23 protein-coding genes and 1 pseudogene are annotated in these 26541 nt (G+C 66.0%); 15 read left to right on the top strand and 9 right to left on the bottom strand.

The window, feature by feature from the left end; genetic code table 11:
* Positions 1 to 69: 69 nt before the first annotated feature.
* From FKV23_RS07600 to FKV23_RS07575, 6 genes are all read right to left on the bottom strand, one after another.
* Positions 70 to 1506 carry a replicative DNA helicase gene (locus FKV23_RS07600; protein ID WP_141623312.1) on the bottom strand — a complete coding sequence of 479 codons (1437 nt, stop codon included), beginning with the start codon at positions 1504 to 1506 and terminating at the stop codon, positions 70 to 72.
* 358 nt (positions 1507 to 1864) lie between these two features.
* The gene (gene rplI, locus FKV23_RS07595; RefSeq protein WP_141623311.1) at positions 1865 to 2317 is read right to left on the bottom strand and encodes a 50S ribosomal protein L9; all 453 of its coding nucleotides are present in this window, start codon (positions 2315 to 2317) and stop codon (positions 1865 to 1867) included.
* 154 nt (positions 2318 to 2471) lie between these two features.
* Positions 2472 to 2702 carry a 30S ribosomal protein S18 gene (rpsR, locus tag FKV23_RS07590; RefSeq protein WP_031372470.1) on the bottom strand — a complete coding sequence of 77 codons (231 nt, stop codon included), beginning with the start codon at positions 2700 to 2702 and terminating at the stop codon, positions 2472 to 2474.
* 26 nt (positions 2703 to 2728) lie between these two features.
* Positions 2729 to 3181, bottom strand: coding sequence for a 30S ribosomal protein S6 (gene rpsF / locus FKV23_RS07585; RefSeq protein ID WP_141623310.1), 453 nt, complete (start codon positions 3179 to 3181; stop codon positions 2729 to 2731).
* A 220-nt stretch (positions 3182 to 3401) separates the two neighbouring features.
* Positions 3402 to 5201 carry a DUF885 domain-containing protein gene (locus FKV23_RS07580; protein WP_208543253.1) on the bottom strand — a complete coding sequence of 600 codons (1800 nt, stop codon included), beginning with the start codon at positions 5199 to 5201 and terminating at the stop codon, positions 3402 to 3404.
* 113 nt (positions 5202 to 5314) lie between these two features.
* Positions 5315 to 5653 carry a HesB/IscA family protein gene (locus tag FKV23_RS07575; RefSeq protein WP_141623309.1) on the bottom strand — a complete coding sequence of 113 codons (339 nt, stop codon included), beginning with the start codon at positions 5651 to 5653 and terminating at the stop codon, positions 5315 to 5317.
* Positions 5654 to 5927: 274 nt separating this feature from the next.
* Between FKV23_RS07575 and asnS the strand changes: the two genes are divergently transcribed.
* The 15 genes and pseudogenes from asnS (at position 5928) to FKV23_RS07500 (ending at position 19445) form a co-directional block, all read left to right on the top strand.
* Positions 5928 to 7328, top strand: coding sequence for an asparagine--tRNA ligase (gene asnS, locus FKV23_RS07570; RefSeq protein WP_141623308.1), 1401 nt, complete (start codon positions 5928 to 5930; stop codon positions 7326 to 7328).
* A gap of 3 nt (positions 7329 to 7331) precedes the next feature.
* Positions 7332 to 7637, top strand: a complete 306-nt coding sequence (locus FKV23_RS07565; RefSeq protein ID WP_141623307.1) for a hypothetical protein — start codon at positions 7332 to 7334, stop codon at positions 7635 to 7637.
* Complete coding sequence (locus FKV23_RS07560) at positions 7634 to 7939, top strand: hypothetical protein (RefSeq protein WP_141623306.1); 306 nt, start codon at positions 7634 to 7636, stop codon at positions 7937 to 7939. Before FKV23_RS07565 ends, FKV23_RS07560 begins: the two co-directional genes overlap by 4 nt.
* Before the next feature lie 18 nt (positions 7940 to 7957).
* Positions 7958 to 8575: pseudogene (locus FKV23_RS07555) on the top strand (FMN-binding negative transcriptional regulator); the annotation flags it as partial.
* A gap of 2 nt (positions 8576 to 8577) precedes the next feature.
* Positions 8578 to 9366: an SDR family oxidoreductase gene (locus FKV23_RS07550; RefSeq protein ID WP_141623304.1), complete on the top strand. Its 789-nt coding sequence runs from the start codon at positions 8578 to 8580 to the stop codon at positions 9364 to 9366.
* A 395-nt stretch (positions 9367 to 9761) separates the two neighbouring features.
* Positions 9762 to 11198 carry an aldehyde dehydrogenase gene (locus tag FKV23_RS07545; protein ID WP_141623303.1) on the top strand — a complete coding sequence of 479 codons (1437 nt, stop codon included), beginning with the start codon at positions 9762 to 9764 and terminating at the stop codon, positions 11196 to 11198.
* Complete coding sequence (gene can / locus FKV23_RS07540; protein WP_141623302.1) at positions 11195 to 11857, top strand: carbonate dehydratase; 663 nt, start codon at positions 11195 to 11197, stop codon at positions 11855 to 11857. The genes FKV23_RS07545 and can overlap by 4 nt, the downstream gene beginning before the upstream one ends.
* Complete coding sequence (locus tag FKV23_RS07535; RefSeq protein ID WP_141623301.1) at positions 11857 to 12330, top strand: RidA family protein; 474 nt, start codon at positions 11857 to 11859, stop codon at positions 12328 to 12330. The genes can and FKV23_RS07535 overlap by 1 nt, the downstream gene beginning before the upstream one ends.
* 2 nt (positions 12331 to 12332) lie before the next feature.
* On the top strand, positions 12333 to 12860 hold the full coding sequence (locus FKV23_RS07530) for a 3-hydroxyanthranilate 3,4-dioxygenase (RefSeq protein ID WP_141623300.1): 528 nt from the start codon (positions 12333 to 12335) through the stop codon (positions 12858 to 12860).
* Positions 12861 to 12874: 14 nt separating this feature from the next.
* Positions 12875 to 13885 carry an amidohydrolase family protein gene (locus FKV23_RS07525; protein WP_141623299.1) on the top strand — a complete coding sequence of 337 codons (1011 nt, stop codon included), beginning with the start codon at positions 12875 to 12877 and terminating at the stop codon, positions 13883 to 13885.
* A gap of 54 nt (positions 13886 to 13939) precedes the next feature.
* Complete coding sequence (kynU, locus tag FKV23_RS07520) at positions 13940 to 15217, top strand: kynureninase (RefSeq protein ID WP_141623298.1); 1278 nt, start codon at positions 13940 to 13942, stop codon at positions 15215 to 15217.
* Complete coding sequence (locus FKV23_RS07515; protein WP_141623297.1) at positions 15207 to 16631, top strand: FAD-dependent oxidoreductase; 1425 nt, start codon at positions 15207 to 15209, stop codon at positions 16629 to 16631. The genes kynU and FKV23_RS07515 overlap by 11 nt, the downstream gene beginning before the upstream one ends.
* A 94-nt stretch (positions 16632 to 16725) precedes the next feature.
* Complete coding sequence (gene sbcB / locus FKV23_RS07510) at positions 16726 to 18174, top strand: exodeoxyribonuclease I (protein WP_141623296.1); 1449 nt, start codon at positions 16726 to 16728, stop codon at positions 18172 to 18174.
* A 25-nt stretch (positions 18175 to 18199) separates the two neighbouring features.
* Entirely contained in the window at positions 18200 to 18886 is a 687-nt protein-coding gene (locus FKV23_RS07505; protein ID WP_141623295.1) for a DUF2461 domain-containing protein, read from the top strand.
* Between the two features lies 1 nt (position 18887).
* Complete coding sequence (locus tag FKV23_RS07500) at positions 18888 to 19445, top strand: DUF2939 domain-containing protein (protein ID WP_141623294.1); 558 nt, start codon at positions 18888 to 18890, stop codon at positions 19443 to 19445.
* Positions 19446 to 19516: 71 nt separating this feature from the next.
* On the opposite strand, the gene FKV23_RS07495 is transcribed toward FKV23_RS07500, so the two are convergent.
* From FKV23_RS07495 to FKV23_RS07485, 3 genes are all read right to left on the bottom strand, one after another.
* Entirely contained in the window at positions 19517 to 20425 is a 909-nt protein-coding gene (locus FKV23_RS07495) for a 5'-nucleotidase (protein WP_141623293.1), read from the bottom strand.
* 141 nt (positions 20426 to 20566) lie between these two features.
* Positions 20567 to 21337, bottom strand: coding sequence for an NAD kinase (locus FKV23_RS07490; RefSeq protein WP_141623292.1), 771 nt, complete (start codon positions 21335 to 21337; stop codon positions 20567 to 20569).
* Between the two features lie 124 nt (positions 21338 to 21461).
* Complete coding sequence (locus tag FKV23_RS07485; RefSeq protein WP_141625101.1) at positions 21462 to 26480, bottom strand: NAD-glutamate dehydrogenase; 5019 nt, start codon at positions 26478 to 26480, stop codon at positions 21462 to 21464.
* Positions 26481 to 26541: the final 61 nt, after the last annotated feature.

The following is a 26541-nucleotide window of genomic DNA, read 5'->3' as shown; positions in this document are numbered from 1 at the left end:
ACTCGGCTGCATGGCGTGGGCGCACCGGAAGAATCGCGGAGCGACCATTCTATGCGCGCATGCGCCGGGCTATTCGAAGCTGCCGATCGAATCGTGGGCGAGATTGTCGAAGCGGGTGTATTCGCCGAAGAACTTCAGCTTCACCGCCCCGGTGGGGCCGCTTCGCTGCTTGCCGATGATGACTTCGGCGAGGCCCTTGTCCGGCGAGTTTTCCTTGTTGTAGTAGTCGTCGCGGTAGATGAAGACGATCATGTCCGCATCCTGCTCGATCGCGCCGGACTCGCGCAGGTCGGCCATCACCGGGCGCTTGTCGGTGCGCGTTTCCAGCGAGCGGTTGAGCTGGCTGAGCGCGATCACCGGTACTTCGAGCTCCTTGGCCAGCCCCTTCAGCGAACGCGATATCTCGGAAATCTCGGTGGCGCGGTTCTCGTTGTTGCCGGGCACCGACATCAGCTGCAGGTAATCGATCACGATCAGTCCGAGGCCATGCTCGCGCTTGAGCCGGCGCGCCTTGGCGGCGAGCTTGGTCGGCGACAGCCCGGGCTCGTCGTCGATGAATATCTTGACCTCGCGCAACTGGCGGATCGCGCTGGTGACGCGGCTCCAGTCCTCGTCCTCGAGCTGGCCGGTGCGCAGCCGCTGGGCGTTGACCCGGCCTACCGAGGAAATCAGGCGCATCGCCAGCTGGCTGGACGACATTTCCATCGAGAAGATGGCCACCGGCTGTTTGCTGCGGAACGCCGCGTATTCGGCCATGTTCAGGGCCAGTGTGGTCTTGCCCATCGCCGGGCGCGCGGCCAGGATGATCAGGTCGGTCTTCTGCAGGCCGGCGGTGAGTTCGTCGAACTCGGTATAGCCGGTCGGCAGGCCGGTGATCGCGCCGCCGTTGGCGTAGCGGGTCTGCAGTTCGTCGAAGGCCGCGGTCAGCGCCTGGTGGACGCTGGTGAAGTCGTTCTTGCCCTCGCTGCTGGCCTGGGCGATCGCCAGCACCTGGCGCTCGGCCTCGTCCAGGATCTCGCTGCTGTCACGGCCTTCGGGCTGGTAACCGTCATTGACGATGCCGGTACCGACATCGATCAGCTGGCGCAGGATCGCCTTGTCGCGGACGATTTCGGCATAGGCGCGGATGTTGGCCGCCGACGGCGTGGTGCTGGCCAGTTCGATCAGGTAGGCGCCGCCGGCAACCTGCTCGCCCAGGCCCATCGACTCGAACCACTCGCCGAGGGTCACCGCGTCGTAGGGCTTGGCCTTTCGTGCCAATTCGCTGATCGCGCGGAAGATCAACTGATGGTCGCGACGGTAGAAGTCCGTCTCGGTGATGTGATCGGCGACGCGGTCCCAGGCCTCCGGCGCCAGCATCAGGCCACCTAGCACCGCCTGTTCGGCCTCGACCGACTGCGGCGGCAGCCGCAATTGGTCGACCCGCTGTTCGGCCCGTGAATCGAAGCGCTTGTCGCCGCGTCCATCCCCTCGCGAGTCGCCACGAAAACCGGGTCGTGCATTCATGTCGTCAGCGAACTCCTGGCGGATGCGTGCGCCGACGGGATCCGGCGCGAAGGATCTGGTACGGGTTGGGCATCCTAGCCCCGGAGGCGTCCCATCGGTTGCATACAGATCGGTGGCAAGCCTGTGGGAAGCCTGTGGATATCCGGGTATGGCGCGGGGACAAGTCCGGTGCTTTGCCCGTGGTAGCGTATCAGCGTCTCAAACGTTGCGACTGCTACTTTCATTGGCGCATGCGCCAATGAAGCTCGCGAAGTTTGCATTGCACACTTCGGGCTGAAGGCAACGGCTTGTTCGACCTTGCCTTCAACGAAAGCGGGCGCCCGAAGGCGCCCGCCGGTGGAACATTGGCAGGCCGCGATCAGGCGGCTTCCGGCTCCACGACCACCTTCACGGTGACGTCGATATCCGCGTGCAGGTGCACCACGATTTCGTACTCACCGACGTGGCGGATGGCACCCTCGCCCATCACCACTTCGGACTTCTCGACCGGGGTGCCGAGCTTGGTCAGCGCCTCGGCGATGTCGCGGTTGGTGATCGAGCCGTACAGCTTGCCCTCGGTGGCGGCATTGGCACGGATCGTCACGCTGGCGCCCTCGAGCTTGCCCTGACGGGTCACGGCATCGTCGTGGATGGCCTTGGCCTTGGCTTCGTACTCGGCGCGACGCGCCTCGAACTCGGCCAGGTTGGACTCAGTAGCCGGCACGGCCTTGCCCTGCGGGACCAGGTAGTTGCGGCCGTAGCCCGGCTTGACATCGACTTTGTCGCCGAGCTTGCCGAGGTTCTGCACGTTCTGCAGGAGGATCAGTTGCATGGTGTGTGTCCTGTTTCGTTAGCGGGCCGGGAGGCCCGCAGCGGGTTGCGCTGTCCGAAAGGGGCTGGACGGGAACAGCGTTCCCTTACCCCTGCCCTCTCCCACTGGCGGGAGAGGGGGAAGAAGTGTCCGCCCGGCAGGCGGACAGCTTCACTCAAGCGTTGTGGTTGTCGGTGTACGGGATCAACGCGAGGAAACGGGCGCGCTTGACGGCCGTTGCCAGCTGACGCTGGTACTTCGACTTGGTACCGGTGACACGGCTCGGCACGATCTTGCCGGTCTCGGTCAGGTACTGGCGCAGGGTATTGAGATCCTTGTAATCGATCTCCTTGACACCCTCGGCGGTGAATTTGCAGAACTTGCGGCGGCGGAAGAACTTGGACATGGGTGCGCTGCTCCTGGGATTCGTGGTCAGGCGGCTTCGGCGTTGTCGCCGGCTTCGGCGTCGGCTTCGCTCTTGTCGCCGTCACCGTCGCTGTTGTCGTTGCTGTCGTCGTCACGGCGACGGCGCTCGGAACGCTCGGGCTTGTCGCTCTTCTCGTCCTTGAATTTCATGATCAACGACTGCTCGGTGTCCGCCTCGTCACGCTTCATGACCAGGTGGCGCAGCACCGCGTCGTTGAAGCGGAAACCGTCGACCAGCTCGTTCAGCACGGCCTGGTTGCACTCGATGTTGAGCAGCACGTAGTGGGCCTTGACCAGGTTCTGGATCGGGTAGGCCAGCTGACGACGGCCCCAGTCCTCCAGGCGGTGAATCTGGCCCTCGCCAGCCTCGATCAGCGACTTGTAGCGCTCGATCATGGCCGGAACCTGCTCGCTCTGGTCCGGATGGACCAGGAACACGACTTCGTAATGACGCATTATTTTTTACCTTGTGGATGATGTCCGGCTCGATTTCGAGCCTGACCGGGTCAGCCCCCCGCGCCTGCCCGGATCGACCAGGCGGATGCGATGGAGCAAGGGCTCCCTCAAAACACAGTCCGAGGGAGCCGGCAATTATCGCAGCATCAATGACTTGAAGGCAACTCCGGACAGGATCGCCCGGCCCGGCCATCCGCGGCCGGGCGTTCACCAGCGCGCAAACCTATGGTTTGCGAGCGCGCTGGCTCACCCACGCGTGGATATGCCGCTCCAGGGTGTCCAGCGGCACCGAGCCGGTTTCCAGCACGGCATCGTTGAAATCGCGCAGGTCGAAATCGTCGCCCAGTTCACTCGATGCCATCTCACGAAGTTCCGAGATCCTTATTTGGCCGATCTTGTAGGCCAACGCCTGCCCCGGCCAGGCGATGTAGCGGTCGATCTCGTTGGTCACGTCCTGCAGGGTCTTGGGGGCATTGTCCATGAAGTAGTCGATCGCCTGCTGGCGGCTCCAGCCCTTGCTGTGCATGCCGGTGTCGACCACCAGCCGGACCGCGCGCCACATGTCGTAGGCGAGTTGGCCCATGCGGTCGTAGGGATCGTCGTACAGGCCCATGTCATAACCCAGGCGCTCGGCGTACAGCGCCCAGCCTTCGCCGTAGGCGGTGAAGTAGCCGACCCGGCGGAACATCGGCGTGTCCGGCAGCTCCTGCCCGCGGGCGAACTGGAAATGGTGACCCGGCACGGCCTCGTGCAGGCTCAGCGCCATCATTTCCCACTTGGGCCGCACTTCGGGCTTGTACAGGTTCACGTAGTAATAGCCGGCGCGGGAGCCGTCGACCGCACCGGGCTGGTAGTAGGCCGTGGTGGTGTCCGGAGCGATGTTGTCCGGAATCGGGCGTACCCCGTACGGCAGCCGCGGAATGGTGCGGAACACCTTGACCAGTTCCGGATCGATTCGTTTTGAAATCGCCAGGTAATGGGTGAACAGCTCTTCCGGCGTCTTGTGGAAGAACTTCGGATCGGTACGCAGGTGGGTGAAGAAATCGGCCAGTGAGCCTTCGAAACCGACCTCGTCCTTGATCTTCTCCATCTCGGCACGGATACGCGCCACTTCCTTCACGCCGATCTCGTGGATCTCATCGGCAGGCAGGTCGGTGGTAGTGAATTGCCGGGCAACGAAGTCGTAATAGGCTTTGCCGTCCGGCAGGTCGGTGGCGGCGATGCTGTCGCTGCAACCGGGCAGGTATTCGTCGCGGAAGAAGACGGCGAAATCGCGGTAGGCCGGCACCACCCGCTCGCGGATGACCGCCTCGGCCCGAGCCTTCAGCTCGACCTGCTCCGCCGCCGGAATGCCTTCGGGCATGCGGGTGAACGGCTTGTAGAACGGGCTGGCGGCCGGGTCATCGACGACCTGGGCGTCGATCTGGCCGGGGATGCGCGACATCACCGCTTTCGGTGGCGTGTTGCCGGCCTTCAGGCCCTCGCGCATCAACACCGTGTTCTGCTCGACCAGGGCCGACACGCCTTCCAGACGGCTGATCCAGTCCTGGTAGTCCTTCGCGGTCCTGAACGGCAGGACCTCGGCAATGTTCTCGGCGTTCTGCACCCCACCGCGCTGGTTCAACGGGCGCTGCCACTCGTTGAATTTCTGCCGTTCGACCGCACGCTCGGCCTGCCACAGAAACACGTCGTGGCTGAGCCTGTCGCCGGCCGACAACGCCTCGCGATCGATGGCTTTGATGCGTTCGAGCACGTCCCGGGCATGGGTCTGGCGGCGCTCGATCGCTTCAAGGCTCTGGTCGGTCCAGCGATCGTTGTAACGGGTGTCGCCGCGATAGCTGGCGGTTTCCGGATGCTCGCGCAGGCCGTACTCCCATTCCTCGTCGAACAGTTGGTGGAGCGCAGTGGCGGCAGTGTTGCGGGTCTCGCCAGCGGGCGTGGACGCCGTTTGCGACGACGGTTGCGGCGAACAGGCGGCCAGGACCACCGCGATGGCGACGGGCAGCAACAAGTTACGGATCACGGCGCTCTCCGGGGTCAAAGCCCGGAGTCTAGCCCGGCCCGAACACCGCCCTCCATATCCGGGGCCCGATACGTCAGGCGCGCGGCTTTGCGGATCCTGCTCTTTGCGGGCGTTCAGTCAGCCGTGGCTTCGGTGGTGAAGCTCTCACCGCAACCGCAAGCCTCGGCCACGTTCGGGTTGTGGAACAGGAACTGCTCGCCGAGGCGCTGCTTGACGACATCGATGCGGGTGCCGTCGACCAGCGGCAGGCTGGTCAGGTCTACGTAGATGCGCACGCCGTCCTGCTCGAAGACGGTGTCGCCGGGACGCTCGTCGCGGGCCAGGTCGGCCACGTGCTGCCAGCCCGAGCAGCCGGTCCGGGTCACGCCAAAGCGCAGGCCGAGCGCATCGGGGCTCTCGGCAAGATAACGCTGGACGCGGGCCAGGGCGGCGGGGGCAAGGGTGACGGGCATTGGTTACTCCATTCGATTCCGGATCGTCGTCCCCGCGGAAGCGGGAACCGGCGTCTTGTTCGATCTGCGATTTGAAGGCGCCGGGTTCCCGCCTTCGCAGGAACGACGGATTCTTGACCTGTTCAATTATAGGCCCGCGAGGCTGAGCCCAGGCTGGGCAGGCGGAATTCACCGTTGCACGACTCCCATGCGCGGGCACGGAGCCGGTAAACTCTCCTGCTCCCCATATCGGCCCGACGCGGCAAGGATTCAAGAGCATGGCGGTGTGCAGCCCATGACGGTCATCAGTGTGCAACAGGCCCTGGCGGGCAAGGTTCCGGCCGGCGGCGAGGTCACCGTACGTGGTTGGGTGCGGACCCGGCGCGATTCCAAGGCCGGGCTGAGCTTCGTCAATGTCAGCGACGGCTCGTGCTTCGCCCCGATCCAGGTGGTGGCGCCCAGTTCGCTCGACAACTACGAATCAGAGGTCAGGCACCTCAGCGCAGGCTGCTCGGTCATCGCGCGCGGCGAGCTGGTGCAGTCGCAGGGCAAGGGGCAGGCTTTCGAGATCCAGGCCAGCTCGGTCGAGGTGGTCGGCTGGGTCGAGGATCCGGAGACCTATCCGATCCAGCCCAAGCCCCACTCGCTGGAGTTCCTGCGCGAAGTCGCGCACCTGCGTCCACGCACCAACCTGTTCGGCGCGGTGACCCGCATCCGCCACTGCCTGGCCCAGGCCGTGCACCGCTTCTTCCACGAGAACGGCTACTACTGGATCAACACGCCGATCGTGACCACCTCCGACGCCGAGGGCGCCGGCCAGATGTTCCGCGTCTCGACGCTGGACATGGCCAACCTGCCCCGCGACGACAAGGGCGAGGTGGACTTTTCCCGAGATTTCTTCGGTCGCGAGGCCTTCCTGACCGTGTCCGGCCAGCTCAACGTCGAGGGCTACTGCCTGGCACTGAGCAAGGTCTACACCTTCGGCCCGACCTTCCGCGCCGAGAACAGCCACACCACCCGTCACCTCGCAGAGTTCTGGATGGTCGAGCCGGAGATCGCCTTCGCCGACCTGATGGAGAACGCGCGGATCGCCGAGGAATTCCTCAAGTACCTGTTCCGCGCCGTGCTCGACGAGCGTGCCGACGACATGGCCTTCATCGCCGAGCGCGTGCAGAAGGACGCGATCTCCCGGCTGGAATCGTTCATCAACGCACCGTTCGAGCGCATCGACTACACCGATGCAGTGGCGCTGCTGCAGAAGTCGGGGCAGAAGTTCGAGTTCCCGGTCGAATGGGGCCTGGACCTGCAGACCGAGCACGAGCGCTGGCTGACCGAGGAGCATGTCGGCCGCCCGGTGGTCGTCACCAACTACCCGGAGCACATCAAGGCGTTCTACATGCGCCTGAACGACGATGGCAAAACCGTCGCCGCGATGGACGTGCTGGCCCCTGGCATCGGCGAGATCATCGGCGGCAGCCAGCGCGAGGAGCGGCTGGACGTGCTCGACGCGCGAATGGCCCAGTTCGGGCTCGACACTGAGCACTATGGCTGGTACCGCGACTTCCGCCGCTACGGCACCATCCCGCACGCCGGTTTCGGCCTCGGCTTCGAGCGGCTGGTGGTCTACGTCTGCGGCCTGTCCAACATCCGCGACGCGATCCCCTACCCGCGCGCGCCGGGCCATGCGGAGTTCTAGGGAATGATCCTGTTCTTCGCCCTCTGCTTCATCGGTGTCGCCATCGCCGGCGCGACCGCATTCGTGATCTTCTGGCCGCTGTCGCTGGTGCACATCCGCGATCGCCATCCAGAAATGCGCGAGCAGCTCGGCCCGGGCGCCTTCATCAGTCCGCCCGCATTGGGCTGGCTGCTGCGCGGCGGTTATTCGGTTGCCGGCGACCGCAACCTCAATGGACTCGCGACGCCGGCCCGGCTCGCACTGATGACCATCATCACTGCGCTGCTGATGTCCGGTGGGCTGTGGCTGCTTTCGGGGGCGGTGGCATGACCGATGTACGCACTGAATGGTGGTTGGCCACCCTCGGCCGCACGGTGATCTGGGCACGGATGTGCGTGCGCGAGGCCGGCACCGCCGAAGTCTTCGACAGCGACGGCAACACCCTGACCTACGACAGCGAGGACAGCGCCCGCGCTGCGCTGATGGACGCCGAATTCGTCGCCCTCGACGGCCTGGACGAAGACGACGCCGAGACCCGCGGCTTCCTGATCGATGAGCTGGTCCCACCGCAGGCCGAGGACGATGCCCGGCTGCGCGGGTTGATGGTGCAGCAGTTCCCGGAACCACACTGAAGCCACAATGTACCTGCCCGAGCCTTCGCCGAGACCGACCTGGCCGCACTCGACCGGCTCGCCGGGGCCAACGGCTTCATCACCCTGATCACCGTCCGCGACGGCGTGCCGACCGTCAGCCACCTGCCAGTGCTGTACCAGCGCGAAGGCGAGCGTGTGACCCTGACCGGACATTGGGCACGCCCGAACCCCCAGGCCGGCCACGCCGGCCCGGCGCTTGCGATCTTCCACGGACCTCATGCCTATGTGTCGCCGGGCTGGTACCCCGACAAGGAGGAAGCCGCGCGCGTGCCGACCTGGAATTACGCGGTCGCCCACCTGCACGGCGCGCTGGAAACCTTCACCGACGAGGACGCGCTGGCCGATCTGGTGGACCGCCTCAGTCGTCTCCACGAGGGCCGTATCGGCAGCGACTGGCGTTTCGAGCCCGGACGCGACGATCACCGCCGCCAGCTGCGCGGCATCATTGGCTTCCGGCTCCATGCCGACGAGATCCGGCTCAAGCTCAAGCTCAACCAGAACCATCCGGTCGCGAACCGGGCCGCGGTAATCGCCGGCCTCGAGCGGCAGCCGGGTGACGACAACCATGCGGTCGCCATGTTGATGCGCGAGCGCATGACTGCGGAAGGAAACTGACCATGAACATCGACCTCAGCGGCAAGCACGCCCTCGTCTGCGGCGCCAGCCAGGGCATCGGCCTGGCCACGGCACGCACGCTCGCGGGTCTGGGTGCGAATGTGACCCTGCTGGCCCGACGCGAAAACGTGCTGGTGGGCCTGATCGGTGAACTGCCCTGCTCCCACCCCGGCCAGTACCACAGCCGGATCGCGGTCGACGCAGCCGACACCGACACGCTCAAAGCGAAGGTCGAGGCGCTGGTCGCGATCAAGCCGGTGCATATCCTCGTCAACAACAGCGGTGGTCCGCCGCCGGGCACGGTGCATGGCGCCGATGTCGCCGCGTTCGAGGCCGCCTGGCGCCAGCACCTGATCGCCAACCACGTCCTCGCCGAGACGGTGATCCCGGGCATGGAGCGCGACGGTTACGGACGCATCGTCAACATCATCTCGACCTCGGTGAAGGAACCGCTGGCCGGGCTGGGCGTGTCCAACACCACCCGCTGGGCGGTGGCGAGCTGGGCCAAGACCCTGGCCACCGAGCTGGCGCCGCAGGGCATCACCGTCAACAACGTGCTGCCCGGCTCGACCGAGACTCCGCGCATCGAGCAGATCATCCAGGCCACCGCCGCCAAGACCGGCCGCAGCCGTGACGAGGTGTTCGCCGACATGGTCGCGGCAATCCCGATGCGCCGTTTCGCCAAGCCCGAGGAAACCGCGGCCGCGGTCGCCTTCCTGTGCTCGCCGGCGGCGGCCTACATCACCGGCATCAACCTGCCGGTGGACGGGGGGCGGACGAAGTCGCTGTAGACCTCTGGTTCTTCTCCCAAGTGCGGAGGTCTGTGCGGAGAAGCCGGTGGCCATGGGTTTGCGGGACACGCCGTGAACCCATCCATGGGGGCTCATCCGAAACATCCATGTTTCGGAAGGTCCCGCAAACCCATGGCCACCAGCTTCTGGACACGTGGCCGCCGCTTCGAAAACAAACCATCTGAAGTCGCGCGACCCATTACGTTCGCGAAAGGCGACGATCGATCAGATGGGGGTACGGAGAGTGGGCACGATGGCCCACGGCCCGATTTTGAGGCAGGACGCCGATACGAGGGCGGAGCAACCCCCATCCCGGCGGATGGCGACTCCTCCCGAAGTCGCACCCCGGAAATGGGAGAAGAACCAAATCTTTATCCCGCTGCTAAGCTATCTAGATGCGCTTCCGCCACTTCATCGCCGGTGAATTCCGCGAGCCTGTGTCCGGGCGATGGCTGGAGGTTTTCGACCCCGCTTGCGGGCAGCCCTACGCCGAAGTCGCGGCCGGCAATGCGGCCGATGTCGAAGCCGCTATTGCGGCTGCCAGGGTCGCCTTCCCCGTCTGGGCCGGCATGCCGAACAGCACCCGCGCCCGCTGGCTGGAGAAGCTCGCCGACGCATTGGAATCGAAACTCGAGGACTTCGCCCACGCCGAGTCGCGTAATGGCGGCAAGCCGATCCGGCTCGCCCGCGATGTCGAGATCCCGCGCGCGGTCGCCAACCTGCGCTTCTTCGCCCATGCCGCGACCCAGTTCGCGAGCGAATCGCACCACGGCGAAGCCGGGCTGAACTACACCCTGCGCCAGCCGCTGGGGCCGGTGGCGGCGATCTCGCCGTGGAACCTGCCGTTGTACCTGTTCACCTGGAAGATCGCCCCGGCGCTGGCAGCCGGCAATACCGTGGTCGCGAAACCGTCCGAAATCACGCCCGCAACGGCGACGATGCTGGGCGAGCTGGCCGCGGAGATCGGTCTGCCGAAGGGTGTGCTGAACATCGTTCACGGCATGGGCCCGGACGTCGGCGAGCCGCTGGTGTCGCACCCGGACATCCACGCGGTCTCGTTCACCGGCAGCACCGCGGTCGGCCGCCGCATCGCCGGGACCACCGGGCCGCAGCTGAAGAAGGTATCGCTTGAGCTCGGCGGCAAGAACCCGACCCTGGTATTTGCCGACAGCGACTGGCAGGACCAGCTCGACACGATCGTGCGCTCGGCGTTCCAGAACAGCGGCCAGATCTGCCTGTGCGGATCGCGGCTGCTGGTCGAGCGGCGCATCTACCATGCCTTCCGCGATGCGCTGGTCGAGCATGCGCTGGCCCTGCGCATCGGCGACCCGATCGACCCCGACACGCAGATGGGCCCGCTGGTCTCGCAGATGCATTTCGACAAGGTCGTGGCCGCCCTGCAGCGCGCCCGCGACGAGGGCGGCCATGTGCTGTGTGGCGGACAGGCACTCGACCGCCCGGGCTGGTTCGTCGCGCCAACCGTGATCGACGGCCTCGGCCCGGACTGCGCGACCAACCGCGAGGAAATCTTCGGCCCGGTCGTGACCCTGCAACCGTTCGACGACGAAGCCGAGGCGCTCGCCCTCGCCAACGCAACCGACTACGGACTCGCCGCCTCGGTCTGGACCCGCGACCTCGACCGAGCCCACCGTTTCGCGTCGCACCTGCGGGCCGGCATCATCTGGATCAACAGCTGGCTGATGCGCGACCTGCGCACGCCGTTCGGCGGCATGGGCGCATCGGGACTGGGCCGGGAAGGCGGTTTCGAAGCCATGCGATTCTTCACCGATGCCCGCAACGTGGGCATCCAACTGGGACATTGGAACAGATGAGTTCATTGCACGAGCTGATCGCCCGCAACCGCGAATGGTCCGAACGCATCAATGCCGAGGACCCGGGTTTCTTCGAACGGCTGTCGAAGCAGCAGGCACCGCAGTTCCTCTGGATCGGCTGCTCCGATTCACGGGTGCCGGCCAACCAGATCATCGACATGGCGCCGGGCGAGGTGTTCGTCCACCGCAACATCGCCAACGTGGTCGTGCACACCGACCTCAACTGCCTGTCGGTGATCCAGTTCGCCGTGGACGTACTCAAGGTCCGCCGCATTCTCGTCGTCGGCCACTATGGTTGCGGCGGCGTGCATGCTGCCCTGCATGGCACCCGTGTCGGGCTGGCCGACAACTGGCTGCGTCATGTCGTCGACGTGGCCGAAAAGCACGAACAGTGCCTGCACGAAGTCGGCAACACGGAACTGCAACACGATCGCCTGTGCGAACTCAACGTACTCGAACAGGTCACCAATGTCTGCGAGACCACCATTGTCCGCGATGCGTGGGCGCGCGGGCAGGACCTGTCCGTTCACGGCTGGGTCTACACCCTGCGCGACGGCCGCGTGCACGACCTCGGGATCGATGTCGATTCGCGCGATGTGCTCGCACCGCGCTACGCCGAAGCCCTGGCCCGGATCCAGGTCGATCGGGAGGACCGCTGATGGGCGAGGATGAGGTCTTCAGCACCCAGAGCGCTCCGCCACCGGTCGGACGCTATCCGCACGCACGTCGCGTCGGCGAGTTGCTGTTCCTGTCCGGCATCGGCCCGCGCGACCTGGCCGGCGATGCCGTGCCCGGCAATATCCACGATGCCGATGGCCGCCTGATCGGTCACGATATCGAGCTGCAGACGCGCTCGGTGTTCGCCAACGTGCGGGCGGTGCTCGAAGCCAGCGGCGCGTGCTGGGAGGACCTGGTCGACGTAACCGTCTACCTGACCGACATGGCACGCGACTTCAAGGCCTACAACGCGGTCTGGGCCGAGTATTTTCCCGACGTGGACAGGGCGCCGTGCCGGACCACGCTCGGGATCAGCGCGCTGCCAACGCCGATTGCGATCGAGCTCAAGTGCGTGGCCCGGATACCGTCCCCGCAGCCCGGCCCTCTCCCGCTCGCGGGAAAGGGGGAGGAATGACCATGCTCCCTGCCCCGATCAATTTTCATGCCTGGATCGAGGAGCACCGCCACCTGCTCAAGCCACCGGTCGGCAACAAATGCATCGAGGACGGCGACTTCATCGTGATGGTGGTCGGCGGCCCGAACCAGCGCACCGACTACCACTGGGACGAGGGCCCGGAGTGGTTCTACCAGCTCGAAGGCGAGATGGTGCTGAAGGTCCAGGAGGACGGAAAGGTCCGCGACATCCCGATCCGCGCCGGTGAGATCTTCCTGCTGCCGCCCCGCGTGCCGCATTCGCCGCAGCGGATGCCGGACTCGGTCGGCCTGGTCATCGAACGCAAGCGTTTGCCGCATGAGCAGGACGGCCTGCTCTGGTACTGCGAGCGCTGCAACGAAAAGCTGTACGAGGAGTACTTCCACCTGCAGGACATCGAGCAGGACTTCCCGCCCGTGTTCGACCGTTTCTACCGCTCCGACGAGCACCGCACCTGCAGGGCCTGCGGACACCTCAATCCGCGCCCGGTCCGCTACGACGCGCAGGCCTGAGCACGGATGCCGCGATGCTGAAGATCGACACCCACGCCCACTACCTGCCGCGCGACTGGCCGGACCTGGTCAAGAAATACGGCGACAATCGGTTCCCGGTGGTCCACCACACCGATGACGGCCGCCATCGCATCTACAAGGACGGCAGGTTCTTCCGCGAGATCTGGTCCAAGACCTGGGATCCGGAGGAGCGGATGGCCGACTATGCGCGCTTCGGCGTGCAGGTGCAGGTGCTGAGCACGGTGCCGGTGATGTTCAGCTACTGGGCCAAGCCGCACCAGGCGCTGGAGCTGCACCAGTCGCTCAATGATCATATGGCTCGCGCCTGCCACGACCTTCCGCGCCACTATGCCGGCATCGGCACGGTGCCGATGCAGTCGCCGCGACTGGCGATCCAGGAGCTGGAACGCTGCATGGACCAGCTCGGCCTGCAGGGCGTGCAGATCGGCAGCCATATCAACGATTGGAATCTCGATGCTCCGGAGCTGTTCCCGTTCTTCGAGGCCGCCGCCGAGCTCGGCGCGGCGATCCTGGTGCACCCATGGGACATGATGGGCACCGAAAGCATGCCCAAGTACTGGTTGCCGTGGCTGGTCGGGATGCCGGCCGAGCAGTCGCGCGCGGCCTGCTGCCTGGTCTTCGGCGGAGTGCTGGAACGGCTGCCGAAGCTGAAGGTCTGCCTGGCCCACGGCGGCGGCGCGTTCCCCTATACCATCGGACGCATCGAACACGGCTTCAACATGCGCCCGGACCTGGTCGCGACCGACAACCCGCGCAACCCGCGCGACTACCTGTCGCAGTTCTATTTCGATTCCTGGGTCGCCGATCCACGCGCGCTGCGCTACCTGCTCGACACCTGCGGCGTGTCGCAGGTGATGCTCGGCACCGACTACCCGTTCCCGCTCGGTGAGCAGGAACCCGGTGCCGGCATCGCCTCGCTGGACCTGCCCGGGGACGAACAGGCCCGCCTCTACCATGGCACCGCGCTGGAATGGCTCGGATTGCCGAAGTCCCGTTTTGAATAACCCTGAAGTCAGAATGGATCCCGGCTTTCGCCGGGATGACGATCAAGAGCCCAAATGACCAATCCTTTCTCGCTCGACCACGCCCTCGCCCTCGACGCCGCCGATCCGTTGCCGACCCAGCGCGACCGGTTCCTGATCCCGCGCCATGGCGACGGCGAGCAGGCCTATTTCGTCGGCAATTCGCTCGGCCTGCAGCCCCGTGATGCGCGCCATCACGTCGAGGAGGTGCTCGACACCTGGGCCCGGCTTGCGGTCGAAGGCCATTTCACCGGTGAGTCGCAATGGATGACCTACCACGCGCTGGTCCGCACCCAGCTCGGCCGGCTGGTCGGCGCCAGGCCCGATGAAGTGGTGGCGATGAACACCCTGACCGTCAACCTGCACCTGATGATGGTCAGCTTCTATCGCCCTACCGCCGAGCGGCCGGCGATCCTGATCGAGGCCGGCGCGTTCCCATCCGACCGTCATGCGGTCGTCTCGCAGATCCGTTTCCACGGCTTCGATCCCGAAACCGATCTGATCGAGCTTGGGCCGGACGAGGCCAACGGCACGATCTCGATGGCCGCGATCGAGCGCGCGATCGAACAACACGGCCATCGCCTTGCGCTGGTGCTGTGGCCCGGCGTGCAGTACCGGACCGGGCAAGCCTTCGACCTGCAAGCAATCGCGCAACTCACACATGCCAGAGGCATTACCTGCGGCTTCGACCTCGCCCATGCGGTCGGCAACCTGGAACTGTCGTTGCACGACAGCGGCGCCGACTTCGCGGTCTGGTGCCACTACAAGTACCTCAACAGCGGGCCGGGCGCGGTCGCCGGTTGCTTCGTCCACGAGCGCCATGCATCCAATCCCGATCTGCCGCGCTTCGCGGGCTGGTGGGGACATGAACCTTCCACCCGCTTCCTGATGGGACCGGACTTCGTTCCCAGCCACGGCGCCGAGGGCTGGCAGCTGAGCAACCCGCCGATCCTCGGCATCGCCCCGTTGCGTGCCTCGCTGGAGTTGTTCGATGGCGTCGGCATGGGCGCCCTGCGTGCGAAGTCGCTGCGGCTGACCGGTTATCTCGAATCCCTGATCCGCGAACGCCTGTCCGACACCTTGCACATCGTGACGCCAGCCGAACCGGAGCGCCGCGGCTGCCAGCTTTCGCTGCGGGTGATCGGCGGCCGCGACCGTGGCCGCGCCCTGTTCGACTACCTGGCCGGGAACGGCGTGCTCGGCGACTGGCGCGAACCGGACGTGATCCGGATCTCGCCGGCGCCGCTGTACAACACCCATGCCGACATCCTGCGATTCGCCCGTACCGTGGAGGCCTGGCGCGATGCCACTTGACGATCCCGCCCGTGTGGAGCGGCGCATCACCGTGATCGGCGCCGGCCTGGCCGGCGCGCTGTTCGCGACCCTGCTCGCGCAGCGCGGCTGGTCCGTCGATGTGTACGAGAAACGCGGCGATCCGCGCGTGCGGGGTTACGAGGGCGGGCGATCGATCAACCTCGCCCTTGCCGAACGCGGCCGCCATGCCCTGCGCCTGGCCGGTGCCGACGAGGCGGTAATGGCCCAGGCAGTGATGATGCGTGGCCGCATGGTCCATTTCGAGGACGGCCGGGTCAGCCTGCAGCGCTACGGCAAGAACGACAGCGAGGTGATCTGGTCGGTCCACCGCGGCGAACTGAACATCGTGCTGCTCGATATCGCCGAACGCGCCGGCGTGCGTTTGCATTTCCATCGCTCGCTGGAAAGCGTCGACTTCGACGCTCGTATCGCGCACTACATCGACGAGCGCGACGACAGTCGCCACCACGTCCCGTTCGAATCGCTGGTCGGCGCCGACGGGGCCGGTTCGACGTTGCGCTTCGCGATGTCGGGAGAGATCGAGCTCGGCGAGCGCAGCGACTTCCTCGATCATTCCTACAAGGAACTGGAGATCCCGCCAGCCGACGACGGCGGTTTCCGCATCGATCCCAACGCCCTGCATATCTGGCCGCGCGGCCGCTACATGTGCATCGCGCTGCCCAACGACGAACGCACCTTCACGGTCACATTGTTCCTGCCGAACGAGGACGTGCCGAACGAGGCCCGGCCGATCGATGGCCGACCGGGCGACCACGGCCCGAGCTTCGCCAGCGTCCGCACCGGCACCGATGCACGCGCCCTGTTCGAGCGCGACTTCCCCGATGCACTGCCGTTGATGCCGCAGCTGGAACAGGATTTCGAGAACAACCCGACCGGCATCCTCGGCACCCTGTACCTGGACAGCTGGCAGCTCGACGACCGCGCCGTGCTGCTCGGCGACGCCGCACATGCGATGGTGCCGTTCCACGGCCAGGGCATGAACTGCGCGTTCGAGGATTGCGTGGCCCTGGCCGAACACCTCGACAGCACCGCCAATCGTGCCGCTGCCTTCGCCGCCTTCGAGGCCGAGCGCCTGCCGAACTCGCGCGCGATCCAGGCGATGGCGCTGGAAAACTACCTGGAAATGCGCGACCGCGTCGACGACGACGACTATCTGTTGCAACGCGCCCTTGAACAGACACTGGCCGACCGGCACCCGACCCGGTTCATGCCGCGCTACTCGATGGTCAGCTTCCATCGCATCCCTTACGCAATGGCGTTCGAGCGCGGCAGGCTGCAGCGTGAACTGCTGGTCGAGCTGACCCGCGGCCACGATTCACTGGATACCCTGGACTGGAACGTGGTCGATGCGCTTGTGCTGGCGCGTCTTGAACCGCTTCCGCGCGACGATTGACTCCTGTAGCCCGGGCAAGGCGAAGCCGCACCCGGGACACACGCAACCCCGGGTGCGGCTTCGCCTTGCCCGGGCTACAAGGGATGACTCCCCCATGCCCGCCAGCTTCCTGTTCTACGACCTCGAAACCTTCGGCAAGGACCCACGGACCAGCCGGATCGCCCAGTTCGCCGCGATCCGCACCGATGCCGACCTCAACGAGATCGAAGAACCGATCAGTTTCTTCGTCAAGCCCGCCAACGACCTGCTGCCCTCGCCCGCGGCCACCCTGGTCACCGGCATCACTCCACAGCACGCCATGCAGGAAGGGGTGGTCGAAGCCGAAGCATTCGCTCTGATCTTCGAGGCGATGTCGCGGCCGGAAACCTGCAGCCTCGGCTACAACTCCCTGAAGTTCGATGACGAGTTCGTCCGCCACGGCCTGTTCCGCAACTTCCATGACGCCTACGAGCGCGAGTGGCGTGGTGGCAATTCACGCTGGGACCTGCTCGATGTGCTGCGGCTGGCGCATGCGCTGCGCCCCGACGGGCTGGCCTGGCCGAAGCGCGACGACGGCGCCACCTCGTTCAAGCTCGAACACCTGGCCGATGCCAATGGTGTGCGTGAAGGCGATGCCCACGAGGCGCTGTCCGACGTGCGTGCGCTGATCGGGCTGGCCCGCCTGCTCAAGACCGCCCAGCCACGCTTCTGGGACTACGCCCTGCGCCTGCGCGACAAGCGTTTCGCCGGCAGCCTGCTCGACACGGTGGCGATGACGCCGGTGCTGCATGTCTCTCAGCGCTATCCGGCCAGCCGGATGTGCGCGGCGCCGGTGGCGCCGGTGGCGCGGCACCCGCGCATCGACAACCGGGTGATCGTGTTCGATCTCGACCAGGACCCGTCACGACTGCTCGAACTCGACGCCGCCGACATCGCCGACCGCCTCTACACCCCGACCGCCGACCTGCCCGAGGGCGAGGAACGGATCGCGCTCAAGGAAGTCCACCTCAACCGTTGCCCGTCACTGGTCGCATGGTCGCACCTGCGGCCGGCCGAGTTCGAACGCCTCGGCATCGACCGCGAGCTGGCCGAATCACGGGCGAGGATACTGTGCGAGGCCGGCCCTGCCCTGGCCGAGAAGCTCCGCCAGGTGTACGACGACGGTCGCGATCGGTCGCCGTCCGATGTCGACGCCTCGCTCTATGATGGCTTCATCGGCGACGGCGACAAGCGGCTGTTCCGCGATGTCCGCAGCACGCCGCCTGAAGCGCTGGGCGCAGCCACGTTCGCGTTCCGCGACGCGCGCCTGCCGGAGCTGCTGTTCCGCTACCGTGCCCGCAACTGGCCGCAGACGCTTTCGGCCAGCGAGCAGTCACGCTGGAACGAATACCGCAGGCGCCGCCTGCACGGAGACGAAGGCCTTGCCGAGTATGGCTTTGCGCGTTTCTCCGCGGAAATCGCTAACCTGCGCCTGCAACATGCCGGCGACGGCGCGCGCCAGGGCCTCCTCGACCAGCTCGAAGCCTGGGGCCGCGATCTGCAAGCCGACCTCGACCTGACCTGACATAGTCCACAGCACTGACTTTCCAATGCCCGCCTACTTCAGCGAAGCCAGTTTCAGGTTCCTCCGCGACCTCGCCCGCCACAACGAGCGTGCGTGGTTCCAGGCCAACAAGGACCGCTACGAGGAGCACGTACGCGAACCGTTCCGCAAGCTTCTGGTCGACCTTCAGCCGGCACTGACCGAGGTCAGTCCGCACTACCGTGCCGACCCGAAGACCGTCGGCGGCTCGCTGTTCCGCATCCATCGCGACACCCGTTTCAGCAACAACAAGGCGCCGTACAAGACCTGGCAGGGCGCGCGGCTGTTCCACGAACGCAACCGCCAGGTGCAGGCGCCGAGCTGGTATATCCATTTGCAACCGGGCAACTGCTTCATCGCCGCCGGTGTCTGGCACCCGGAGCCGGACAACCTGCGCCGGATCCGGCACTTCATCCTCGACAACCCTGGCAGCTGGGCACTGGCAACCCGGGACAAGGCTTTCCGGCGCCGCTATGCGCTCGACGAAAGCGAGATGCTGACCCGCATCCCACGCGGTTTCCCGTCCGAGTTCGAACACGCCGACGATCTGCGTCGCAAGAATTTCGTCGCCCTCCGCAACATCGACGACGCCACCATGACCGGCCCGCGGCTGCGTTCGGTACTGGAGCGCGATCTGAGCGGGATGTCCGGCTTCGTCGACTACCTCTGCGCGGCACTGGACCTGGAGTTTTGAGATGAAGAGGCTCCTGCCCCTGCTGATTCCGCTCTTCGTCCTGTTGCTGGTCTACCTGGTTTCCCCCCTGCCTGCCGTACAGGGCATCCGCAAGGCATTGCGCGCGGAAGACGGGGCGGCCCTCGCACGGCATGTGGACTTTCCGGCACTGCAGGCCAACCTGCGGGCCCAGACCGAGGACTACATCGCCCGTCAGGCCGCCCCCGGGATGCGCGACAATCCGTTCGGCGCGTTCGCGCTCGCGGTTGCCGGCCGCATGGCCGGGGGGCTGGCCGAAACCGCGGCCACGCCCGAAGGCGTGCGCATGCTGATGGCCGGCCGTGTGATGTGGCGCAAGGGAACCGCGTCGGGACTGGAGCTGGACAAGCCGCTGACCACCCGGCCGCCGGAGGATCCATTCAGAGATGCCCGCTACCGGCTCGAGTCACACGACCGCTTCAGTGCTCAACTGCCGAACGACGGCGGCATGCCAGTCGAGGTCGTACTGTACCGGCAAGGCCTGAAGTGGAAGGTCGGGGAGATCAATCTCGGCACGCAGGGGCCGGTGCAGCAACCGTAGCAGCGGCCTTGGCCGCGATTCGGACGCACGGGGAAACATGACCGCGGCCACGGCCGCTCCAGCAGAAAGCATCAACTGCGATTGGCGATGCCGTGCGGTACGTGCCCGGCCGCGACCAGGCCGCGCGCCGACTCGATGTTGTGCTCCGAGTCGTCGAAGAAGATGTCGGCGCCGAAAGCTTCGAGAAACGGCCCCTTGTCGCGTCCGCCCAGGAACAGCGCCTCGTCGAGACGGATGCCCCACTCACGCAGTGTCCGGATCACCCGCTCGTGGGCGGGAATGGAACGCGCGGTGACCAGGGCGGTGCGGATGGGCGCACTCTGGCCAACCGGAAACGCGGCCTGCAGCCGGTGCAGGGCATCGAGGAAGCCTCGAAACGGTCCGCCCGACAATGGCTCGCCGGCCTTGGCCCGCTCGTGCGCGGCGAACGCGGCCAGACCGCCCTCGCGCGAGACCCGCTCGCCCTCGTCGTCGAAGATCACCGCATCGCCATCGAAGGCAATGCGCAACTGGTCGTGCCGCTGCTGTGGCGCGCACGCTGGCAGCAGGGTCGCGGCAGCGACACCGGCCAGCAGCGCACTGCGCACGTCTTCGGCATGGGTCGACAGGAACAGGTCGGCACCGAACGGCTTGATGTAGGGAAATGGCGGCGCGCCGTTGCTGAAAGCGGCACGCCTGATCGACAGGCCGTGGTGTTCGATCGAGTTGAAGATGCGCAGGCCGGTATCGGCCGAATTGCGCGAGATCAGGATCACCTCGACCCGGGGCGCCTCCGGCGGTGCCCCTTCGTTGAGGCCGAGCAGCTTGCGCACCAGCGGAAAGGCAATGCCGGGCGACAGCAGGTCGTCCTCGTGCTCGCGCTGGTACTCGGCATAGGCGTCGATGCCCTCGGCCTCGAACAGGGTGTGGCTATCCTCGAGGTCGAACAGGGTGCGCGATGAAATCGCGACGATCAGCGGGTCGGCATTGGCGTCGGGCATGGGCCTATTGTGCCCCGCCCCGGTCTCAAAGGGTGCGACTTTGGCATACAGCCCGGACGGGGCGACGCCGAGCCCGGACAGGGCTGCTTGGAACCCCGGGCGCGCTCCGCTCACCCGGCTACTTGCTACCTCTCGGCGAATTCAGCTGGAGAACTGCTCGGCCAGCATCCTCTCCTCGAGGTTGTGCTCGGGATCGAACAGCAGGGTGACGGTACGGTCGCGGGACTCGCGGATGGTCACTTCGACCACGTCACGGACCTCGTGCGAATCGGCGGTGGCGCTGACCGGACGCTTGTACGGATCCAGCACGCGGAAACGGACCTCGGTATCGGCCTTGAGCACCGCTCCGCGCCAGCGCCGCGGCCGGAATGCGGCGATCGGGGTCAGGGCGATGACGTTGCTGCCCAACGGCAGGATCGGCCCGTGCGCGGAGAAGTTGTAGGCGGTGCTGCCGGCCGCGGTGGCGACCAGCACGCCGTCGCTGATCAGCTCGTCGAGCCGGACCTCACCGTTGAGCTCGATGCTCAGATGCGCTGCCTGGCGGGTCTGTCGCAGCAGCGAAACCTCGTTGTAGGCCAGCGATCCGACACTGGCCCCGGATTCGGTCACCACCACCATTTCCAGCGGTCGCAGCACCGCTGGCTCGGCAGCATGCAGGCGTTGCAGCAAACCGTCGGTGCGGAAGTGGTTCATCAAGAACCCGACCGTACCCAGCTTCATGCCATACACGGGTTTGCCAAGGGCCGCATGCCGGTGCAGGGTCTGCAGCATGAAACCGTCGCCGCCGAGGGCGACCAGAATGTCGGCCGATTCCGGGTCGTGCCGGCCATGCTCCCGGACCAGTTCCTCGAGCGCCTCGCGGGCATCCTCGGCAGGGCTGGCGAAGAAGGCGATACGGGGCGATGCTGTCATCGGTTGCTCCTCATGGCGTGCAGCGAGGATAACCCGGGGCGCGGCTGTTGCCGGCCCTCATCTTCACTCCGACCCTTCTCCCGCTGGCGGAAGAAGGGTCTTCAAAGCCCTCGCCGATCGCCCGCTACCCCGCGGTGCCGGCGATCTGTGCCAGTCGCCGCACGGCGACCGACACAGTGGCGTAATCGACGGACTTCTGGTTGGTCAGCTCCAGCAGCATGGTCTGGGTAAAACGCAGGGCCGAGTCGTCGCGGTTGAGCCAGGCATCGACCTTGGCCTGTGCCGAACGCTTGCCGCCCGTCGACAGGATCTGCCCGACCAGTGCCCGCTGCTGCACGCTCAGGTCATCGCGCAGGGCGCCCCTCGCCAGTGCCTGCCAACGGCCATCGACCTGCAGCGCATCGATCTGGTCGTACAGCCAGGGCATGTGCAGGGCCGCACCGAGCGCGAAATAGGCACAGGCCACTTCGGCCGGCGGCAAGCGGCGGGCATGAGCGATCTCGACGATGTCGCAACCGAACTCGAGCAACGGCAGCGCGGCCAGCTGCGCGCCAAGTGCGGCAGGGAAGCCCTTGGCCTTCCACTCGGCCTTGCGTACCTCGAAAGCTTCGCGGCGCACGTCCGACATCGCCTCCGGCAGCGCTGCCTCGACCGCCTTCAGGCCGGTGCCGTAGCGGGCCATCGCCTCGGTGATCTCGGGAATCGCACCCGGCCGCGACAGCAGCCAGCGAGACATCACCCTCAACAGGTGCCAGATCACCTTGAGCGCGTCGATCTGCGCCGACTCCGGCAGCTTGCCGTCGAGCGCGTCGATCTGCGCCCACAGCGCACGCGCATCGATCGCTTCCCGGCTGATCGTGTAGGCCTTGGCGACTTCGGCGGCGCTGCGGCCGGTGTCCTCGGTCATGCGCAGCGTGAACGTCGCGCCCATGCGGTTGACCATCGAATTGGTCACCGCGGTGGCGATGATCTCGCGCTTCAGCCGGTGCTCTTCCATCGACGCGGCGTACTTCTTCTGCAACGGCTGGGGGAAGTAACGCACCAGTTCCTTCGACAGGTACGGATCCTCGGGGATGTCGGAATCCAGCAGTTCCTGATAGATCACCAGTTTGGCGTAGGACAGCAGCACCGACAGTTCGGGCCGGGTCAGGCCTTGCCCGCGCGCCTTGCGCTCGGCCAGCTCGGCGTCGCTGGGCAGGAACTCGATCTGGCGGTCGAGCAATCCCTGCTGCTCCAGGGTGCGGATGAAATGCTGCTTGGAGCCCAGGCGTGGAACGCTCATCCGCTCCATCAGGCTGATCGCCTGGTTCTGACGGTAGTTGTCGACCAGCACCAACTGTTCGACCTCGTCGGTCATCGCCGCCAGCAATTTGTTGCGTGCCGGCACGGTCAGCTTCTTCGCCTGCACTTCGCCGTTGAGCAGGATCTTGATGTTGACCTCGTGGTCGGAGGTGTCCACGCCGGCGGAGTTGTCGATGAAGTCGGTGTTGAGCAGCACGCCATGTTGCGCGGCCTCGATGCGTCCCAGCTGGGTCAGACCGAGGTTGCCGCCCTCGCCCACTACCTTGCAGCGCAGGTCGCGGCCGTTCACGCGCAAGGCATTGTTGGCGCGATCGCCGACATCGGTGTTCGATTCGCTTACCGCCTTCACATAGGTGCCGATGCCACCGTTCCAGAGCAGGTCGACCGGTGCCCGCAGGATCGCGCTCATCAGCTCGTTCGGACTCAGCGCGTCGATGTCACCTTCGATGCCCAGCGCCTCGCGTGCCGGCTTCGACAAGGGGATCGACTTGGCCGTGCGCGCGTACACGCCGCCGCCCTTGCTGATCAGCGAATTGTCGTAGTCCTCCCAGCTCGAGCGCGGCAGCTTGAACATGCGCTGTCGCTCCTTGTAGCTGGTTGCCGCATCCGGATCCGGATCGATGAAGATGTGGCGATGGTCGAACGCGGCCACCAGCCGGATGTGCTTCGACAACAGCATGCCGTTGCCGAACACGTCGCCGGACATATCGCCGATGCCGACCGCGGTGAAGTCCTGCTTCTGGCTGTCGTGGCCAAGCGCGCGGAAGTGCCGCTTGACCGACTCCCAAGCGCCTTTGGCGGTGATGCCCATGCCCTTGTGGTCATAGCCGACCGAGCCGCCGGAGGCGAACGCATCGTCGAGCCAGTAGCCGTGCTCGCGGGCGATGCCATTGGCGATGTCCGAGAACGTCGCGGTGCCCTTGTCGGCGGCCACGACCAGGTACGGGTCGTCCTGGTCGTGGCGCACCACGTTGACCGGCGGCACGACCTTGCCGTCGACCAGGTTGTCGGTGATGTCGAGCAGGCCGTTGATGAACATCTTGTAACAGGCCACTCCCTCGGCCCACACGGCGTCGCGATCACCGCTCGCTGGCGGGCGCTTGCTGATGAAGCCGCCCTTGGAACCGACCGGCACGATCACCGTGTTCTTCACCATCTGCGCCTTGACCAGGCCCAGCACCTCGGTGCGGAAGTCCTCGCGACGATCCGACCAGCGCAGGCCGCCTCGCGCGACCGGGCCGAAGCGCAGATGTATGCCCTCCACCCGCGGCCCGTAGACGAAGATCTCGCGGTACGGACGCGGCTTCGGCAGGTCGGGCACCTTTTCCGAATCGAACTTGAAGCTGACGTAACCGTTCTCCGCACCGCCGACGCCGCCCTGGTAGTAGCTGGTGCGCAGGGTCGCCTCGATCACACCCATGTAGCTGCGCAGGATGCGGTCCTCGTCGAGGCTGGAGACGCGGTCCAGCAGCGCCTTGAGCGCCTTGCGGGTCGCCTCGCCCTGGCGCTCACGCTTGTTGCTACGGGCCGCGAGCACGGGCTCCAGCACCGCCAGGGTGGCTGCATCGCCATTGGCCAGGCGTTGCAACTGATTGCGCAGCGCGTCCACGCCGGCATTGATCTCGGCCTTGTCCTCTTTCCCGGTTCCCGGGTGGAAGCGGGCCTCGAACAGTTCGACCATCAGCCGCGCCAGCAGTGGATAGCGGACAAAGGTCTGTTCGACGTAGCTCTGCGAGAAAGGCACCCCGACCTGCAGCAGGTACTTGCAGTAGGCGCGCAGCATGCCGACCTGGCGCCAGGTCAGGTCGGCGGCGAGGATCAGCCGGTTGAATCCGTCGTTCTCGGCATCGCCGTACCAGATGTGGGCGAAGGCTTCCTCGAAGCGCCGGTTCGTGTGGCCGACGTCGATGTTTCCGGCATCGATATCAACGCTCGCCGCCTCGACCTCGAAGTCCTGGATGTACAGCGTCTCGTCGTCGATGACGATGCGGAACGGATGCTCGGCGATCACCCGTAGGCCCATGTTCTCCATCATCGGCAGAGCGTCCGACAGCGGAATGTCGTTGCCCTGGCGGTAGAACTTGAAGCGCAGTCCGCCCGGACCCTCGTGCAGGCGGCACAGGTTCAACCGCAAATCCTCGGGGCCGGCCAGCGCGGCAAGATGCTCGACGTCGTCTGCAGCCGCTTCCGCACCGGAATGCTGGATGTAACCGGCCGGCAGTGCGCGACCGAAACGGCTGGCGATGTCGAGGCCCTTCTGCTCGCCGTGACGACGGATCAATGCATCGCGCAGGTCGTCTTGCCAGTTGCGGACGATCGCCGCCAGCTCGCCCTCGATCGCGGCGTGGTCGATCTCGATCGCCTCGCCCGAGCGCGGGCGCACGATCAGATGCAGCTGCGCCAGCGGCGACTCGCTCAGCTGCACGTTGGTGTCGATGTGTTCGCCGTTAAGCACCCGCTTGAGCATGGCCTCGATGCGGTGGCGGATCTCGGTGTTGAAACGATCGCGGGGGATATAGGCCAGACCGGAAAAATAGCGACCGTAGCGGTCGCGGCGCAGGAACAGCTTGCTGCGCACGCGCTCCTGCAGCCCGAGAATGGCCATCGCCGTCTGCAACAGTTCGTCGCCGCTGGCCTGGAACAGCTCGTCGCGCGGCATGGTCTCGAGGATGTGCCGCAGCGCCTTGCCGTTGTGGCTGTCCGGAGCCAGGCCTGAGCGCTTCATCACGTAATCGTGCCGATCACGCACCAACGGAATGTCCCATGGCCGGGAGGTGTAAGCGCTGGAGGTGTACAGGCCGAGGAAACGCTGCTCACGGACCGGCCTGCCCTCGGCGTCGAAATCGAGGACGCCGATGTAATCCATATAGCCCGGCCGGTGCACGGTAGCGCGGGCATTGGTCTTGGTCAGGATCAGCGCATCGACCGCACCGGACTGCGGCATGTAATGCGCAGCGAGCGAAGTCAGCAGACGCGGCTTGCCGACATCCGCGGCCCGCAGCAGACCCAGCCCGCTACCCTTCACCGCTCGCAGCACGCCCTCACCCTTCTGCCTCACCACCTCGTATTCGCGGTAACCGAGCAGGGTGAAGTGGTTGTTGGCAGCCCAGCGCAGGAACTCCTGCGCCTCGCGCCGGCCCGACTTGCTGACCGGCGAAGCCCGCTGCGGAAGTTCCTCGGCGATCTCGATCATCCTGTCGCGCATCGCCCGCCAGTCGCTGACGATGGCGCGGACGTCGCCCAGAACCGACTGCATCGACTGTTCGATTGCCGGCATCGCGTCGGCGGTCTGGCGATCGATCTCGAGGTGCATCAAGGATTCGGCCTTGCCGCCTCCCACCGACAGCAACCGGCCGGTGCGGTCGCGCTGTATCGTCACCACAGGGTGGCCAAGTACGTGCACGCCGATACCAAGCTCGGCCAGGCGCATCGTGATCGAATCGACCAGGAACGGCATGTCGTCGTTGACGATCTGCAGCACGGTGTGCGGCGAGTCCCAGCCCTGCTTGTCCAGGCTCGGGTTGAACAAGCGGACCAGCGCCTTGCCGGGCTTGCGCACGCGCGCGAATTCAAGGAAGTCGCTCGCCAGCGCTGCCCAGCCCTTTGCGCTGTGCTGCAGTATCTCGTCATCTCCCATGCGCACGTAGAACGCGTTGACGAAGGCCTCGGCCTCCGGGTGGCGGCTCTTGGGCAGACGCTTGCGCATCGCTGCAATGATAGGCGCCAGCGAGACGGAATCGCCGGCACGCACGGCGGTGCGACGGCCGCTCGCGGGGCTTCGTTTGTCGGAGCTTTTGGAGGTCTGCGGCGACTTCTTCGCGGCGGTCTTGGGCGTGCTCATAGAAGCGGGGCTCATGGAAATGAGAGGTCCATTGCAGTGAGGCCCACGCTTTCGCGCAGGC

Origin of the sequence: Lysobacter alkalisoli (genome assembly GCF_006547045.1) — a bacterium.
Taxonomy (GTDB): Bacteria; Pseudomonadota; Gammaproteobacteria; order Xanthomonadales; family Xanthomonadaceae; genus Marilutibacter; species Marilutibacter alkalisoli.
The sequence above is the reverse complement of the archived record's forward strand: the minus strand, read 5'-3'. Positions and strand labels throughout refer to the sequence as shown.

Bases quoted from the DNA above. Each gene is read 5' to 3' on its own strand.
- sbcB (WP_141623296.1), top strand. From the start codon at position 16,726: ATGCCCGCCAGCTTCCTGTTCTACGACCTCGAAACCTTCGGCAAGGAC.
- rplI (WP_141623311.1), bottom strand. From the start codon at position 2,317: ATGCAACTGATCCTCCTGCAGAACGTGCAGAACCTCGGCAAGCTCGGC.
- FKV23_RS07525 (WP_141623299.1), top strand. From the start codon at position 12,875: ATGCTGAAGATCGACACCCACGCCCACTACCTGCCGCGCGACTGGCCG.
- can (WP_141623302.1), top strand. From the start codon at position 11,195: ATGAGTTCATTGCACGAGCTGATCGCCCGCAACCGCGAATGGTCCGAA.
- FKV23_RS07500 (WP_141623294.1), top strand. From the start codon at position 18,888: ATGAAGAGGCTCCTGCCCCTGCTGATTCCGCTCTTCGTCCTGTTGCTG.
- FKV23_RS07565 (WP_141623307.1), top strand. From the start codon at position 7,332: ATGATCCTGTTCTTCGCCCTCTGCTTCATCGGTGTCGCCATCGCCGGC.
- rpsR (WP_031372470.1), bottom strand. From the start codon at position 2,702: ATGTCCAAGTTCTTCCGCCGCCGCAAGTTCTGCAAATTCACCGCCGAG.
- FKV23_RS07535 (WP_141623301.1), top strand. From the start codon at position 11,857: ATGGGCGAGGATGAGGTCTTCAGCACCCAGAGCGCTCCGCCACCGGTC.
- FKV23_RS07575 (WP_141623309.1), bottom strand. From the start codon at position 5,653: ATGCCCGTCACCCTTGCCCCCGCCGCCCTGGCCCGCGTCCAGCGTTAT.
- FKV23_RS07485 (WP_141625101.1), bottom strand. From the start codon at position 26,480: ATGAGCACGCCCAAGACCGCCGCGAAGAAGTCGCCGCAGACCTCCAAA.
- asnS (WP_141623308.1), top strand. From the start codon at position 5,928: ATGACGGTCATCAGTGTGCAACAGGCCCTGGCGGGCAAGGTTCCGGCC.
- FKV23_RS07495 (WP_141623293.1), bottom strand. From the start codon at position 20,425: ATGCCCGACGCCAATGCCGACCCGCTGATCGTCGCGATTTCATCGCGC.
- FKV23_RS07545 (WP_141623303.1), top strand. From the start codon at position 9,762: ATGCGCTTCCGCCACTTCATCGCCGGTGAATTCCGCGAGCCTGTGTCC.
- FKV23_RS07550 (WP_141623304.1), top strand. From the start codon at position 8,578: ATGAACATCGACCTCAGCGGCAAGCACGCCCTCGTCTGCGGCGCCAGC.
- FKV23_RS07505 (WP_141623295.1), top strand. From the start codon at position 18,200: ATGCCCGCCTACTTCAGCGAAGCCAGTTTCAGGTTCCTCCGCGACCTC.
- FKV23_RS07600 (WP_141623312.1), bottom strand. From the start codon at position 1,506: ATGAATGCACGACCCGGTTTTCGTGGCGACTCGCGAGGGGATGGACGC.
- FKV23_RS07515 (WP_141623297.1), top strand. From the start codon at position 15,207: ATGCCACTTGACGATCCCGCCCGTGTGGAGCGGCGCATCACCGTGATC.
- FKV23_RS07560 (WP_141623306.1), top strand. From the start codon at position 7,634: ATGACCGATGTACGCACTGAATGGTGGTTGGCCACCCTCGGCCGCACG.
- kynU (WP_141623298.1), top strand. From the start codon at position 13,940: ATGACCAATCCTTTCTCGCTCGACCACGCCCTCGCCCTCGACGCCGCC.
- FKV23_RS07530 (WP_141623300.1), top strand. From the start codon at position 12,333: ATGCTCCCTGCCCCGATCAATTTTCATGCCTGGATCGAGGAGCACCGC.
- FKV23_RS07490 (WP_141623292.1), bottom strand. From the start codon at position 21,337: ATGACAGCATCGCCCCGTATCGCCTTCTTCGCCAGCCCTGCCGAGGAT.